The 15,140-nt window shown below is 74.3% G+C and carries 8 protein-coding genes and 2 pseudogenes; 7 read left to right on the top strand and 3 right to left on the bottom strand.

Going from position 1 to position 15,140, the window contains the following annotated elements; all coding sequences use genetic code 11:
- Positions 1 to 56: 56 nt before the first annotated feature.
- The 4 genes from ACSU53_RS11785 to sucD all read left to right on the top strand — a co-directional run bounded on the left by ACSU53_RS11785 (position 57) and on the right by sucD (position 7,395).
- Complete coding sequence (locus ACSU53_RS11785; protein ID WP_437027111.1) at positions 57 to 2,690, top strand: DUF5682 family protein; 2,634 nt, start codon at positions 57 to 59, stop codon at positions 2,688 to 2,690.
- Entirely contained in the window at positions 2,687 to 3,991 is a 1,305-nt protein-coding gene (locus ACSU53_RS11780; protein WP_437027109.1) for a vWA domain-containing protein, read from the top strand. Before ACSU53_RS11785 ends, ACSU53_RS11780 begins: the two co-directional genes overlap by 4 nt.
- Positions 3,992 to 5,307: 1,316 nt before the next feature.
- On the top strand, positions 5,308 to 6,489 hold the full coding sequence (gene sucC / locus ACSU53_RS11775; RefSeq protein WP_432057684.1) for an ADP-forming succinate--CoA ligase subunit beta: 1,182 nt from the start codon (positions 5,308 to 5,310) through the stop codon (positions 6,487 to 6,489).
- Between the two features lie 21 nt (positions 6,490 to 6,510).
- On the top strand, positions 6,511 to 7,395 hold the full coding sequence (sucD, locus tag ACSU53_RS11770) for a succinate--CoA ligase subunit alpha (RefSeq protein ID WP_362090744.1): 885 nt from the start codon (positions 6,511 to 6,513) through the stop codon (positions 7,393 to 7,395).
- Positions 7,396 to 7,500: 105 nt separating this feature from the next.
- Here sucD and ACSU53_RS11765 read toward each other — a convergent pair whose 3' ends face one another.
- Together ACSU53_RS11765 and ACSU53_RS11760 are read right to left on the bottom strand one after the other, a co-directional pair.
- On the bottom strand, positions 7,501 to 8,580 hold the full coding sequence (locus ACSU53_RS11765; RefSeq protein WP_437033144.1) for an RNA polymerase sigma factor: 1,080 nt from the start codon (positions 8,578 to 8,580) through the stop codon (positions 7,501 to 7,503).
- A gap of 537 nt (positions 8,581 to 9,117) precedes the next feature.
- Positions 9,118 to 9,165, bottom strand: a pseudogene (locus ACSU53_RS11760) (hypothetical protein); the annotation flags it as partial.
- Between the two features lie 156 nt (positions 9,166 to 9,321).
- Between ACSU53_RS11760 and ACSU53_RS11755 the strand changes: the two are divergent.
- Positions 9,322 to 10,776, top strand: a pseudogene (locus tag ACSU53_RS11755) (cell division protein PerM); the annotation flags it as partial.
- A gap of 963 nt (positions 10,777 to 11,739) precedes the next feature.
- Here the strand turns inward: ACSU53_RS11755 and ACSU53_RS11750 are convergent.
- Positions 11,740 to 12,549, bottom strand: a complete 810-nt coding sequence (locus ACSU53_RS11750) for a hypothetical protein (RefSeq protein ID WP_437027106.1) — start codon at positions 12,547 to 12,549, stop codon at positions 11,740 to 11,742.
- Positions 12,550 to 12,915: 366 nt separating this feature from the next.
- Here ACSU53_RS11750 and purN point away from each other — a divergent pair, with 366 nt between their 5' ends.
- Together purN and purH are read left to right on the top strand one after the other, a co-directional pair.
- A complete protein-coding gene (purN, locus tag ACSU53_RS11745) occupies positions 12,916 to 13,554 on the top strand; it encodes a phosphoribosylglycinamide formyltransferase (RefSeq protein WP_437027104.1) in 639 nt (212 codons plus the stop codon).
- The gene (gene purH / locus ACSU53_RS11740) at positions 13,551 to 15,113 is read left to right on the top strand and encodes a bifunctional phosphoribosylaminoimidazolecarboxamide formyltransferase/IMP cyclohydrolase (protein WP_437027102.1); all 1,563 of its coding nucleotides are present in this window, start codon (positions 13,551 to 13,553) and stop codon (positions 15,111 to 15,113) included. The genes purN and purH overlap by 4 nt, the downstream gene beginning before the upstream one ends.
- The last annotated feature ends 27 nt before the right edge of the window (positions 15,114 to 15,140 follow it).

Here is a 15,140-nt window from a genome sequence, read left to right as displayed (position 1 = left end):
GTGAGCCGCCGCTCGGCCGGCCTGCCGGGCGCGGCCCCGACCGCCAGGGGGACGGGATGACGAGCGGCGGCCGACAGGGTTCCGACGGGCCGGGGACGGCACCTCTGCTGCTGGGCGTGCGGCACCACGGACCGGGGTCGGCGCGAGCGGTGCGCGCGGCCCTGGACGCCGCCCGGCCCGCCGTCGTCCTGATCGAGGGGCCGCCCGAGGCGGACCCGTTGGTTCCGCTGGCCGCCGACCCGGACCTGCGCCCGCCGGTCGCGCTGCTGGCCCATGCGGTGGACGAGCCCGGACGGTCCGTGTTCTGGCCGCTGGCGGAGTTCTCCCCGGAGTGGGTGGCCCTGCGGTGGGCCGTCGAACACGGCGTCCCCGCCCGCTTCATCGACCTGCCGGCCGCCCACACCCTCGCGTGGGAAGCAGACGAGGAGGACCACGGCGACGGTCACGGCGACGGTCATGGTGACGGCCACGGGGGGACCGGCGGCCGGACGGACAGGGCGGACAGGGGAGATGGGGGAGACAGGGGAGACAAGGAGGGCGGCGGGGCCAGCGGGGCCGGCGGGGCCGGCGGGGACGCATCCGGCCCGGGCGGGGAGGCCGCCCCGGGGAACCGGGTGCGGATCGACCCGCTGGGCGAGCTGGCCCGCGCCGCCGGGTACGACGACGCCGAGCGGTGGTGGGAGGACGCGGTCGAGCACCAAGGTGGGGGCAAGGGGGACCCCTTCGCACCGTTCACCGCGCTGGAGGAGGCCATGACGGCCCTGCGGGAGACCCACGGCAGTGGCGGGCACGAGCGGGACCTCCTGCGCGAGGCGCACATGCGGCTGGGCATCCGGGCGGCCCGGCGGGAGGCCGGGGACGACGTGGCCGTGGTGTGCGGGGCGTGGCACGTGCCCGCCCTGCGCAGGAGGACCACCGTCGCCGCCGACCGGGCCCTGCTGAAGCGGCTGCCCAGGACGAAAGTGGACCTCACCTGGGTTCCCTGGACCCACCGCAGGCTGTCCCGGAGCAGCGGGTACGGGGCCGGTATCGACTCGCCGGGCTGGTACGGGCACCTGTTCGCCGCCCAGGACCGGCCGGTCGAGCGCTGGATGACCAAGGTGGCCGGACTGCTGCGGGCCGAGGACCGGATCGTCTCCACCGCACACGTCATCGAGGCCGTGCGGCTGGCCGAGGCTCTGGCGGCGCTGCGCGGCCGTCCGCTGGCCGGCCTGAGCGAGACCACCGACGCCGTGCGGGCCGTGCTGTGCGACGGTTCCGGCATACCGCTGGCCCTGGTGCACGACCGGCTCGTCGTCGGGGACGTGCTGGGCTCGGTCCCGGCCACGGCACCCGCCGTACCGCTGCAGCGCGACCTCACGCGGACCCAGCGGCGGCTGCGGCTGAAACCGGAGGCGGCCGTCCGTGAGCTGGAGCTCGACCTGCGCAAGGACACCGACGCGGGCCGCAGCAGACTGCTGCACCGGTTGCGCCTGCTCGGCGTCGGGTGGGGCGAACCGGCGGCCTCGCGCGGGAGCACGGGCACCTTCCGGGAGACCTGGCGGCTGCGCTGGGAGCCCGAACTGTCCGTGCGGGTCGCCGAGGCGGGCGTGTGGGGGACGACCGTGGCCGCCGCCGCGAACGCCAAGGCCGAGGCCGACGCGGTCGGCGCGCGCGGGCTGGCCGAGGTCACCGCTCTCGCCGAGCAGTGCCTGCTCGCCGGACTGCCGGACGCGTTGCCCACGGTGATACGGGTCCTGACCGACCGGGCGGCGCTCGACACGGACGTCGGTCACCTCGCCCGGGCGCTGCCCGCCCTGGTGCGCGCCCTGCGCTACGGGGACGTCCGGGGCACGGACACGGCAGCGCTGGCCGGGGTCGCCGCGGGTCTCGCCGAGCGGGTCTTCGTCGGCCTCCCCCCGGCCTGCACCGCCCTGGACGCCGACGCGGCCGAGGAGATGCGGGGCCATCTGGAGGCGGTGCAGAGCGCCCTCGGCCTGCTCGGCGACGCGCCCGCCCCGGGCCACGGCGGCCTGCGGAGACGCTGGCAGGCGGTGCTGCGGACGCTGTCGGGGAGGGACGCCGTGCCCGGCCTCGTCCGCGGGCGCGCGGTGCGCCTGCTGCTGGACGGCGGTGCCCTGACCTCCGACGAGGCGGCACGGCTCATGAGTCTGGTGCTGTCCCCGGGGACGCCACCGGCCGATGCCGCCGGGTGGATCGAGGGCTTCGTGGGCGGTGGCTCCGGCGGCATGCTCCTCGTCCACGACGCACGGCTGCGCGCCCTCGTCGACGCCTGGCTGACCGGCGTGCCGGTGGAGGCGTTCACCGACGTGCTGCCCCTGCTGAGACGGACGTTCTCGGCCTACGAGCCGGGAGTGCGCCGCACGCTCGGCGAACTCGCGCGACGCGGACCGGGAGCACCCGCCCGCACGAGCGGACCCGGGCGCGGTGAACCGGGAAGCGCGCCGGGCCTCGACCAGGAACGGGCCGCCGCCGTGCTCCCGGTCGTACGGCTGCTCCTCGGCGGCCGGGAGCCGGACGGCGAGGAGCGTGAGGACGAGGGAGACGGCGGGCGCGACGGGGACCGAGGGGACAGCGGACGCAGCGGATACAGCGGACGCAGCGGAAACAGCGGGCACAGCGAGGAAGGCGGGGGCGGCGAGGGAGGCGGGGACCCGCGCACGGAGCCGGCGGGGGTGGTCTCGGCATGACATTCGACCCGCAGGGCCCGAAGTATCCGAGGGACTCGCCGTATCCGAAGGACGCGCAGGACGGGACGGGCCCGCAGGGTCTGAAGGCGGGACCGGGTGAAGGGAGCGGACGGGTGGAAGCGCAGGACGACCCGGAGGGCGAGCGGCTGCGGCGGTGGCGGCTGGTGCTGGGCGGAGACACCGCGGACGGCACCGGTTACGCGTTGTCCGGACGGGACACCGCGGTGGACGGTGCGCTCGCCGCCCTGTACGGCACGGAGCCCGAACCGCGAGCGGGTCACGACCGGACGGCGGGACTTGGTGCCTCGGCACCGTCGGTGGCGCGCTGGCTGGGGGACATCCGCACCTACTTCCCGACCCCGGTCGTCCAGGTCATGCAGCGCGACGCGATGGACCGCCTGGGGCTCGCCTCCCTCCTGCTGGAACCGGAGATGCTCGAGGCGGTGGAGGCGGACGTGCACCTCGTCGGCACCCTGCTGTCGCTGGAGAAGGCCATGTCGGACACCACCCGGGAGACCGCCCGGGTGGTGGTCCGCAAGGTCGTCGCCGACCTGGAGCAGCGGCTCGCGACCCGCACCCGGGCCACCGTGACCGGAGCGCTCGACCGCAGCGCCCGTGTGCACCGGCCGCGCCACCGCGACATCGACTGGAACCGCACCATCGCCGCCAACCTCAGGCACTACCTGCCGGAACACGGCACGGTGGTCCCCGACCGGCTCATCGGCCACGGCCGGGCCGCGCAGTCGGTGCGCAGGGAGATCGTCCTCTGCGTCGACCAGTCGGGGTCCATGGCCGCCTCCGTCGTCCACGCGTCGGTGTTCGGCGCGGTCCTGGCCTCGATGCGGTCGCTCCACACCCGGCTCGTCGTCTTCGACACGTCGGTCGTCGACCTCACCGACCAGCTCGACGACCCCGTCGACGTGCTGTTCGGAACCCGGCTGGGCGGCGGTACGGACATCAACCGGGCGCTGGCGTACTGCCAGTCGCGGATCACCCGGCCGGCGGAGACGGTCGTGGTGCTGATCAGCGACCTCTACGAGGGCGGGATCCGCAACGAGATGCTGAAGCGGGTGGCGGCGATGAAGGCGTCGGGGGTGCAGTTCGTGACGCTCCTCGCGCTCTCCGACGAGGGGGCGCCGGCCTACGACCGCGAGCACGCGGCAGCCCTCGCGGCCCTGGGCACCCCCGCCTTCGCCTGCACTCCGGACCTCTTCCCCGACGTGATGGCGGCGGCAATCGAGAGACGGCCCCTCCCCATACCGGACCCGGCGGGCTCTCCGGGAGCGCACCTCGGGCGGTAACCCCGCCGGGGGCGGCGTCGCCGTTGGGGCGCACGGGGAGGACCGCTGTGGGGCGGCGACAGCCTTTCCGGGGACGGGGGATGGGAACGAGGGACGGGGAGGGGGCGGGGAACGAGAGGGGGAGACGCGGACGGGGAAACGAGGGCGGGGGACGAGGGGCGGGAGACGGGCGACCGGACCGAGGGCGGGATCGGCTGCTGACGGACACCGCAGGGGGACGAGGTGGGCGGGCTCGGGGTTGGTGGTGGGGCGAGAATCAGCTCCGCCGCGCCGGGAAACCGGGGTGACCGCCCCGTAGTGCGATCCGTGTCGCGCGCCTACGGCGACCGGGGTGTGGGAGCGCGTGCCGATGGGATGCCGAACCCCCGGCTCGGGTCCGCAGCCGGGTGCCCCCGCCGGACACGCGTGGTGCTCACGGCTCCCGAACAGACCCTCGACCGCGCCCCCTCCCGCCCCGCTCCGGCATCCGCCCCGCTCCGACATCCGCGCCCGGCCCGGCCAAGGCCCCCACCGTCCGGGCCGGCCGGCAGGCCGGGCCGCGACGTCCTGCCGACAGCTCCACGGCACCACCCGGTCCGCCCGGTCCGCCCGGTCCGTCCGGTCCGCCCGGTCCACAGGGTTCACCGCCCGTCCGGTGCCGCCCGCCTGCCACCCGCCCGGCGCGTCCTCCCTCGGGGCCCTCCCGTGCCGCTGCCCTTCCGCGCTCCTGCGTGTGCCCCGTTCTGCCAGAGTGCCGGGACGGCCGACGCGGACCGAGGCGGGCGGCCGGGGTGAGGCGGGGGAGGAGCGGGTGAGCCGGAACATTCCGGTTCTGCCCCGCTCAAAGGCCGCTCTTGCCCGCCGCTCCGCGCCGACCCTGATGCGGTGCGGGGCTGACTTTCGGGTAACAAAGAGTTCCGCGGGACGCCGGAGCCCGAACGGCCGAAGCCATCGGAACCCGTCGGCCGGGTTCCCGCGGACGGGGAGAGCGGTTCCCATTGGGGTGGGGGCCGGGTCCCCGGCATCCCGGAGGACAGGGATCCACCGCTCCCTCCGGGCTGTACAGCGGGCCTCACCGGGTCAACCCCAGCCCGGTGAGGCCCCTCGACGGCGGCACGGCGTGCCGTACAGAATGGCATCATGTGACAGGTATCACCGCTCACGTGTGACCCGCGATTTAGGGTGGCCATGGAAGCGGGGATAACCTGCGAGGCGGACATGCCGCGCGCTCGGACACCGTGTGCGCCTCCCTTGTGACAGAGCGGACGTCACGTTGCCCTTCGCGGCACGCCCACGCATCCAACGAACCGCGAGATCACTGATAGGGACGGAAGCGCGTGGACCTGTTCGAGTACCAGGCGAGGGACCTCTTCGCCAAGCACGGTGTACCGGTGCTGGCCGGTGAAGTCATCGACACGCCTGAGGCGGCGCGCGAGATCACCGAGCGTCTGGGCGGCAAGTCGGTCGTCAAGGCCCAGGTGAAGGTCGGTGGTCGAGGCAAGGCCGGTGGCGTCAAGCTGGCCGCCACCCCGGACGAGGCCGTCGCCCGCGCGACGGACATCCTCGGCATGGACATCAAGGGCCACACGGTCCACAAGGTGATGATCGCCGAGACCGCTCCGGAGATCGTCGAGGAGTACTACGTCTCCTTCCTCCTCGACCGCGCCAACCGCACGTTCCTCTCCATCGCCTCCGTCGAGGGCGGCATGGACATCGAGGAAGTCGCGGCCAGCCGCCCCGAGGCCGTCGCCAAGATCGCGATCGACGCCATCGACGGTGTGGACAAGGCCAAGGCCCAGGAGATCGCGGCCGCCGCGAAGTTCCCGGCCGAGGTCGCGGACCAGGTCGCCGACGTCCTGGTGACCCTGTGGGACGTCTTCGTCAAGGAGGACGCCCTCCTCGTCGAGGTGAACCCGCTGGCCAAGGTCGCCTCCGGCAAGGTCATCGCCCTCGACGGCAAGGTGTCCCTGGACGACAACGCCGAGTTCCGCCACCCCGAGTTCGAGGAGCTCCAGGACAAGGCCGCCGCCGACCCGCTCGAGGCCGCCGCCAAGGAGAAGAACCTCAACTACGTCAAGCTCGACGGCGAGGTCGGCATCATCGGCAACGGCGCGGGTCTCGTCATGAGCACCCTGGACGTCGTCGCGTACGCCGGTGAGGCGCACAAGGGTGTCAAGCCCGCCAACTTCCTCGACATCGGCGGCGGCGCCTCCGCCGAGGTCATGGCCAACGGCCTGGAGATCATCCTCGGCGACCCTGACGTCAAGTCCGTCTTCGTCAACGTCTTCGGCGGCATCACCGCCTGCGACGCCGTCGCCAACGGCATCGTGCAGGCGCTGGAGCTCCTCGAGGGCAAGGGCGAAGAGGTCACCAAGCCGCTGGTCGTCCGTCTCGACGGCAACAACGCCGAGCTCGGTCGGAAGATCCTCGACGACCGCAACCACCCGCTCGTGCAGCGCGTGGACACCATGGACGGCGCGGCCGACAAGGCCGCCGAGCTGGCTGCTGCCGCGAAGTAAGGGACGAGGTCACAGAACACCATGGCTATCTTCCTCACCAAGGAATCCAAGGTCATCGTCCAGGGCATGACCGGCTCCGAGGGCCAGAAGCACACCCGGCGCATGCTGGCCTCGGGCACCAACGTCGTCGGCGGCGTGAACCCCCGCAAGGCGGGCACCAGCGTCGACTTCGACGGCACCGAGGTACCGGTCTTCGGCTCCGTGAAGGACGCCATCGAGAAGACCGGCGCCGACGTCACGGTCATCTTCGTCCCGGAGAAGTTCACCAAGGACGCGGTCATCGAGGCGATCGACGCCGAGATTCCGCTCGCGGTGGTCATCACCGAGGGCGTCGCGGTCCACGACACCGCCGCCTTCTGGGCGTACGCCGGCAAGAAGGGCAACAAGACCCGCATCATCGGTCCGAACTGCCCCGGCCTGATCACGCCCGGCCAGTCGAACGCCGGCATCATCCCGGCCGACATCACCAAGCCGGGCCGCATCGGCCTGGTCTCGAAGTCCGGCACGCTGACGTACCAGATGATGTACGAGCTGCGTGACATCGGCTTCTCGACCTGCGTCGGCATCGGCGGTGACCCGATCATCGGCACCACCCACATCGACGCGCTGAAGGCGTTCCAGGACGACCCCGACACCGACCTGATCGTCATGATCGGTGAGATCGGCGGCGACGCCGAGGAGCGGGCCGCGGCCTTCATCAAGGAGAACGTGACCAAGCCGGTCGTCGGCTACGTCGCGGGCTTCACCGCGCCCGAGGGCAAGACCATGGGCCACGCCGGCGCCATCGTCTCCGGCTCCTCCGGCACCGCCCAGGCCAAGAAGGAGGCCCTCGAGGCCGCCGGCGTCAAGGTCGGCAAGACGCCGACCGAGACGGCCAAGCTGGCCCGGGAGATCCTCGCGGGCTGACCCGCGGCAGGACACACGGATGGGCCCGTTCCCCTCGGGGGGACGGGCCCATCGTCGTTCCCGGCGGCGTGCGGCGTGCGGCGTGCGCGGCCCGGGGGTGCGGGGTCACCGTGACTGCGGGGCCAGCCGTTCGGGTCCGGGGAGCAGTTCCTTGCGCAGCTTGCTGCGCAGCTTCCGCTCCTTGTCCGACAACGGCCCCGGGGCCACGTGCGGCGGGACGCCCTGCACCGTCTCACCGGGCGGCACCGGCGGCTCATAGTGGGTGGGGGCGGTGCGCAGGGTCAGGGCGGTGGTGCCGATCAGGGCGACCGTGAAGGCGATGGCGGCACGGGTCCAGAATCGGGCCCGGCGCTCGCTGCCGTCGCGCACCGCGGGCGGCTGCGCGGCCCGCAGCCGCTCGGCGGACGCCAGTTCGGCCAGCCGGTCGTGCAGCGCCCGCGGATCGGACAGCTCGGGGAGCCGTTCCGCCACGGCCTCGCGGGCGTGCAGCAGCCGGTTCGCCGTCGCGGGGGTGCTCGCCTCGGTCTCCGCCGCCGTCTCGGGCAGGTCGAGGCCGACGCCGTCGTACAGCACGAGCGTGCGGCGGTGCGGGGCGGGCAGCGCCATCAGGGCGTCCAGCAGCGCGCGGTCGGTCGCGTCGGACGGGGGCGGTTCGAGGTGCCGGTAGCGGGGCCGGAACCGGTGCCAGGGCGAGAGCGCCCACTCGTACGCCGCGGCCCGCACCCATCCCGCCGGGTCGCGGTCGCGGGCCACTTCGGGCCAGCGTTCCCAGGCCATCTGGAACGCGCGTTCCACGGATTCGCGGGCCAGTTCCCGGCGGCCGGTGAGCAGGTAGGCCTGCCGGACGAGGGCCGGGGCGCAGAAGGCGTAGAGGGCGTCGAAGGCCTGAGCGGGCGTCAGCGCGTGCGGATCCCGCTCCGGGGCCCGGGCGGCGTCGGGGCCGGGGTCCGGCTCCACCACCAGGGTGTCGCTCAGACGGGCCGGTTCCCGTTTTCCCTCCGGATCGTCGGTGCCCGTAGCCCCGCCGGAGGTCTCCGTCCCGCCGGTGGCCACCGTCCCGCGGGTGGTCCCCGTCCTGCCGCTGCCGGTCTCCGGCCCCGGGGTGGGCGCGGGCCCCGGGCCGAGGCCCGGGCTCCGGTCGGCGGCGAGGGCGGGCGGCTCCGGCTCCTGCGGACACACCGTCACCGCACCGCCGGGCGCGTGGGTTCCCTCCGCCCCGTTCCTGTACCGGTCCCGGTCCCGTCTGTCCTTCCGGTTCCTCCGGGCCTCTCGCGACCCGCGCACCCGCCGGGTCTCTCGCGGAGGGCGCCCCTCCTTGCGCTTCGTGCTCTCGCCGCCGTCCGCGTTTCCGCCGCCCTCGCGGCGCCCACCGCTATCGGAGCCTTCGCTGTCCATGCCGTCCGTGCCGCCTTCGCGAGCGCTCGGGTCGTCCTGAGGGCGGTTGTCCGGCACGTCCTGCACCGTCCCGGTGCCACCGGATGCGTGCACCACGCGTGCGGTACCCGCGGTACCCGCGGCACCCGCGGCACCCGCGGCACCCGCGGTACCGGTGGTGCTGGAAGCGGTCGATGCGCCCGGACCGGCCGGAGCGGCGGAGGAGGCGAGCGCGGGTTCACGCCGGGCCCGGTCCGCCAGGTCGGCGAGCAGGCCCGCGTACTCCTGCCGCTTCCGCCCGCGCGGTGTCGAACGGCCGGACTCCCACGCGCGCACGGTCTCCCGGCTGACGCCCAGACGGGCGGCGAGCTGAGCCTGGGTCAGGGCGCCCGACACACGCAGGCGTCGGCGTTCCTTGGGGGCGGGCAGTGGGGCGGCAGGACTTCGCGGCACGGGGCGCCATCCCTCCGTACGAAAAATGACATAAACGTATATTGAGCGACACAGCCGGGCTTCGCCCGTTACGACGGAAAAGCGCGTGTCGTTGGGAGCATGGCGGGCGTGATCCACACCACTGCTCGTCGTTCACCGCGGGTCCGTCTCCTCGACCGGTTGCGGGACCGCTCGCCCGGACTCGCCGGCGGGATGCTCGGGGGCGCCCTCGCGGCCGGGCTGGGGCTTGCCGCGTTCGCCGTGCTCGTGATGCTGCTGTGGATCAGTTCGCCCTACCCGGACAGCGGTCCCGACGGCGCCCTGCACACCGCGGCGGCGCTGTGGCTGCTGGCGCACGGGGCCGACCTGGTCCGCACCGACACGCTCACCGGGGTCCCCGCCCCTGTGGGGCTCCCCCCGCTGCTGCTGCTCGTCCTGCCGGTGTGGCTGCTGCACCGGGCGGCCCGGGACGCCACCGACCACGACGCGGACGGCGAGGCCCCGCTCGTGCCCGGCCGGACCGCCTGGGCGGGCGTCGTCATCGGCTACCTCGCCGTCGCCGCCCCGGCCGCGCTGTACGCCCGGGGCGGGGAACTGCGGCCGCAGTGGGAGTCCGCGGGGCTGTGCGTGCCCCTCGTCGCGGTGCTGGCGGCGGGCGCCGGCGTGTGGTCCGCCCACGGCCGGCCGAGCGGCCCGCCGGCGCGGGTGCTGGGCGCGGTGCTTCCCCGGCGGGTGCGCCACCTCGTCCTCGGTTCGGACGGGCGTCCCGGTGTCGCCGCCCGGGCGGCCGGTGCCGGGACGGCCGTGCTGGTGGTGGGCGGCGCCCTGTTGCTGACGGTGTCACTGGCCTGGCACGGCGCCGAGACCCAGGGGGCGTTGCTGCGGGTGACGGAGGGCTGGTCGGGCCGGTTCGCGGTGCTGCTGCTCGCGGTCGCCCTGGTGCCGAACGCCGCGGTGTGGGCGGCGGCGTACGCCCTGGGCCCGGGGTTCCTGCTCGGCGCGGGTGCCGCCGTGACACCGCTCGCCTCCGCCCCGGTGCCGCTGCTGCCGCCGTTCCCGCTGCTGGCGGCGGTTCCGGAGCCGGGAGCGGGAAGCTGGCCGAACTGGGCGGCCGGGGCGGTGCCGCTCGCCGCCGGGGTGGTGACGGGGTGGTACGCCGGGCGGGACGCGGCGGCACCGGCGGGCCCCTGGGCGCCGGAGCGCCTGCCAGGGCAGCCCTCGAGGCCGGGTGAGCCGGCGAAGCGGGGAGCCGATCACTCGTCGGACCCGGCCTCCGGGCCGTCACTGGGCGGAGCCGGAGAGGCATCCGCGTCGGCGCACGGGGCAGGTGGTGCGGGCCGGTCGGTGCACGGGCCGGACGGTGTCCGGTCGGTGCCGTGGACGGTCGGCGTGACCCTGCTCGCGGCCGTGCTCTGCGGTGTCCTGGTGGCGGGGCTCGCCGCCCTCGCGGGCGGCCCACTGGGAACGGACCGGCTCTCCCGCTTCGGTCCCGTGTGGTGGCAGGCCGGGGGAGCGGCCCTGCTGTGGACCGGGCTGGTGGGAAGCGTGACGGCGCTGGCCGTCCGGGCCGGGCGGAGCCGCACGCCGCGTGCCGCCCGGGTCGACGACGAGCGGAGCAGCCCCCGGATCGGCAGGCCGCGCACCGGGACTCCGCAGGAAACCCTCACGGGCCGGCGGAACGCGGGCCGGCGGAACTCCGCGGGTCGGCGGATGTTCCGTATGCCGTGGTCGGCGAGCAGGTCCGAGAACGCCGGGGCCGCTACGCCGGGGGCCGGCCCGGCCGACGAGACGGACTGGGAGGCGCGGCTGTGGGAGGACTCCGTCCTCCTCCCGTACACGGAGGAAACACACCCCCTCTCGTCCCAGGACCCGGCGCCGGGCGGCAGAAGCCCGTCCTTGCCCGGAACCGCCGACCCCGCATCGGCCACGGACCGGGCCTCCGCCACGCTCCCGAAGGGCGACGACCGCGCCTCCGGCATCACGGCCCGGCCGCCGGGCGACGATCGTGCCTCCGTCCCGGCCGGGACGGACGACGTCGGTGCCGGGCGAAACGGATACGGCCCGTGGGGCACAGGGGAAGCGAACGACACCGACCCGTGGGGCACACCGGACAGAGGCGACCCCAATCCCTGGGGCGCGGGCGCATCGGCCACGGATCGTGACGTCCCCGCCGGTCCTCCGTCCGGCATCGCGACCACGCCCCGGGCGACGCCGCCAGACCGCGAGGGAGCACGCCCGGGAAGCCCGGCCTCGGACCCGTCGCGCCCCACAGCCCCCACAGCCCCCTCGAACCCCTCGGACCCATCAGGCCGATCAAGCACTTCAGACCCGTCAGGCCCGTCAGACCCGTCTGGCTGGTCAGACCCGTCAGACCGGTAGATCCGTCAGACCCCGGGACGGCCCCCACTGCGCGTGGAAATCAGCAGAGAGGTATGGCCGAGGGTCAGGCCGGTGTCGGATACCGCCCGGCGGCGGCAGCACCGCCGGGGCGTCGGCCCGCGAACGGCCGGGCCCCGGGCATCCGGGCCCCGGGCGGCGTCACTCCTCCATGCCCAGCAGCCCGCGCAGCTGGTCAGGCAGGAGTTCGTCGCAGGACTCCTTGGCGACCTCGGTGAGGGCATCGTTGGTGCAGGTGTAGTAGTCGCGGTAGACCAGCTGTGCCGTGAAGGAGGCGGCCACCAGGGCGAGCGCGAGCGAGGCCGTGACCAGGCCGCTCACCGCGGCCGTGGTCTGGGGGCGGCCCTTGGGCTCCACGGCCGTCGAGTCCTGGTCGCCGGAGCGCGGCTTGGCGCGGAGCGCGCTGATGCCCCAGTACAGGGCGAGGGAGCCCAGCAGCAGAGCGACGTACGGCCAGCTGAACAGGGCGAAGAAGAAGGCCCACATGCCGGACAGCAGGGCGTAGCGCGCACGGCGCTGGGCCGGGTCGGTCGGGTCCCAGCGCATGCCGGACGGGCCCTGCGGTCCGCCGCCCTGGTTCTCCGGGCCGCGCGGCCGGTCGCCGAAACCGCCGGAGGAACGGCCGGGCTGCCGGTCGCTCCACTGCCGGCCCCACAGGGAGCGTCCGCCGTCGCCGCGGGAGTCGTCCCGGCCCTCGTCGCCGGACGGGTGCCGGGGCTGCCACGGCTGGTCGGGCGTGCCCTCCGGCGGCGGCGCGAACGGATTGTCCTGCTGGGAGCCCCCGGATTCCCGTCCGCCCCGGGAGTCGCGGCGCCCGTCGTCGCCGTCACCGCCGCCCCGGGGCGCGTCGGGCGGGGAGGAGGGGCGCTCCCGCAGCAGCACGGCGCCACGCTCCCCTCCCTGCGGCAACTGCTGGGGGAACGTGAGGAATCGCAGGCTGCGGTCCGGCATCAAGTGAGCGTCTTCCCCTTTGTGAAGTACGGCGTGGTGCGGCGCTGGGGGCCGCGCACGGCGCATCGACTACGACTGAGCTGGAGCGTGCCCGAGGGCACTCCGGCCCGGGTCCGTCTCTCCGTGAACGCTCGGTGCGCGGGCGGCGTTCCCCGTGTGCCTCATGCGTTCCCGGATCAGCTCTTCCCAGACGCTACCTTCCGGCCACGCCCCCGTCCCGCGGGGGCCGCCCGGTGTGCCGGTATCGTTGCTGACGGTCGGCCGCTTCGTAGGCTTCCCCGTATCCGGGGGCCCGAAGCATTCGTATGAATGAACAAAGCGCTGTGCCGTCGACCGTGCAGACGCTCCCCGAGAAAGGGCCCCACCGTGGCTGCCGAGCCCGTGGCCGAACGCCCCCGGCGTCTCGTCGTGCTGGTCTCCGGATCCGGTACGAACCTCCAGGCACTCCTCGACGGGATCGCCGCCACCGGGGCGGAGGCGTACGGGGCCGACGTCGTGGCCGTGGGCGCCGACCGGGCCGGGATCGAGGGACTGGCCCGCGCCGAGCGCGCCGGCCTGCCGACCTTCGTGTGCCGCGTGGCGGACCACCCGAGCAGGGAGGCGTGGGACGCGGCGCTCGCCGAGGCCGTCGCCGCCCACGAACCGGACCTCGTGGTGTCCGCCGGTTTCATGAAGATCGTCGGCAAGGAGTTCCTGGCCCGCTTCGGGGGGCGGTTCGTCAACACCCACCCCGCGCTGCTGCCGAGCTTCCCGGGGGCTCACGGGGTGCGGGACGCACTGGCCTACGGCGCCAAGGTCACCGGCTGCACCGTCCACTTCGTCGACGACGGCGTCGACACCGGTCCGATCATCGCGCAGGGCGTGGTGGAGATCCGGGACGGGGACGACGAGAGCGCTCTGCACGAGCGCATCAAGGACGTCGAGCGAAGGCTGCTCGTCGAGGTCGTGGGGCGGCTCGCCCGCAACGGCTATCGCATTGAGGGACGAAAGGTAGTTATCCAGTGACCGCCGAGAGCAACAAGCGGGCCATCCGACGGGCGCTCGTCTCCGTCTACGACAAGACCGGCCTCGAAGACCTCGCGCGCGGCCTGCACGAGGCCGGGGTGGAGCTGGTCTCCACCGGGTCCACCGCCGCGAGGATCGCCGCCGCGGGCGTCCCGGTCACCAAGGTCGAGGAGCTCACCGGCTTCCCCGAGTGCCTGGACGGCCGGGTCAAGACCCTGCACCCGAAGGTCCACGCCGGCATCCTCGCCGACCTGCGCCTGGACTCCCACCGGGAGCAGCTGGCCGAGCTGGGCGTGCAGCCGTTCGACCTGGTGGTCGTCAACCTCTACCCGTTCCGCGAGACCGTCGCCTCGGGGGCCACGCCGGACGAGTGCGTGGAGCAGATCGACATCGGCGGTCCCTCCATGGTGCGCGCCGCCGCCAAGAACCACCCCTCCGTCGCCGTGGTGACCAGCCCCGGCCGGTACGGCGACGTCCTCGCGGCGGTCCGCGACGGCGGCTTCGACCTCACCGCCCGCAAGCGGCTCGCCGCGGAGGCGTTCCAGCACACGGCCGCCTACGACGTCGCCGTCGCGAGCTGGTTCGCCTCCGACTACGCCCCGGTGGACGAGTCGCGGTTCCCCGACTTCCTCGGCGCCACCTGGGAGCGGAAGAACACCCTCCGTTACGGCGAGAACCCGCACCAGCCGGCCGCGCTCTACGTCTCCGGCACCGGCGGCCTCGCCGAGGCCGAGCAGCTGCACGGCAAGGAGATGTCGTACAACAACTACACGGACACCGACGCCGCGCTCCGTGCCGCGTACGACCACGACGCGCCCGCCGTCGCGATCATCAAGCACGCCAACCCGTGCGGCATCGCGACCGGTGCCGATGTCGCCGAGGCGCACCGCAAGGCGCACGCCTGCGACCCGCTGTCGGCGTTCGGCGGGGTGATCGCGGTCAACCGGCCGGTGTCCCGGGAGATGGCCGAACAGGTCGCGGAGATCTTCACCGAGGTCATCGTCGCGCCGGACTACGAGGAGGGCGCGCTGGAGGCCCTCACCAGGAAGAAGAACATCCGCGTCCTGCGCACCCCCGGCGGCCCGGCCGCGCCCGTCGAGGTCAAGCCCATCGACGGCGGAGCCCTGCTCCAGGTCGCCGACCGCCTGCAGGCCGACGGCGACGACCCGGCGCAGTGGACGCTGGCCACCGGAGAGGCGCTCGGCGAGTCCGACCTCGCCGACCTGGCCTTCGCCTGGCGGGCCTGCCGCGCGGTGAAGTCCAACGCGATCCTGCTCGCCAAGGACGGTGCCTCCGTCGGCGTCGGCATGGGCCAGGTCAACCGCGTCGACTCCGCGAAGCTGGCCGTCGAACGGGCCGGCGCCGAGCGCGCCGCCGGTTCCTTCGCCGCCTCGGACGCCTTCTTCCCCTTCCCCGACGGCCTGGAGATCCTCACCGAGGCCGGCGTGAAGGCCGTGGTGCAGCCGGGCGGCTCGGTCCGCGACGAGCAGGTCGTGGAGGCCGCGAAGAAGGCGGGCGTGACGATGTACTTCACGGGGACGCGTCACTTCTTCCACTGACACGGCAGCCGCTGTCCCGTACCGGTA

The organism is Streptomyces sp. enrichment culture (assembly GCF_964273255.1).
Taxonomy (GTDB): Bacteria; Actinomycetota; Actinomycetes; order Streptomycetales; family Streptomycetaceae; genus Streptomyces.
Note: the sequence above shows the minus strand (reverse complement) of the source record. Positions and strands in the feature narration are given on the sequence as shown.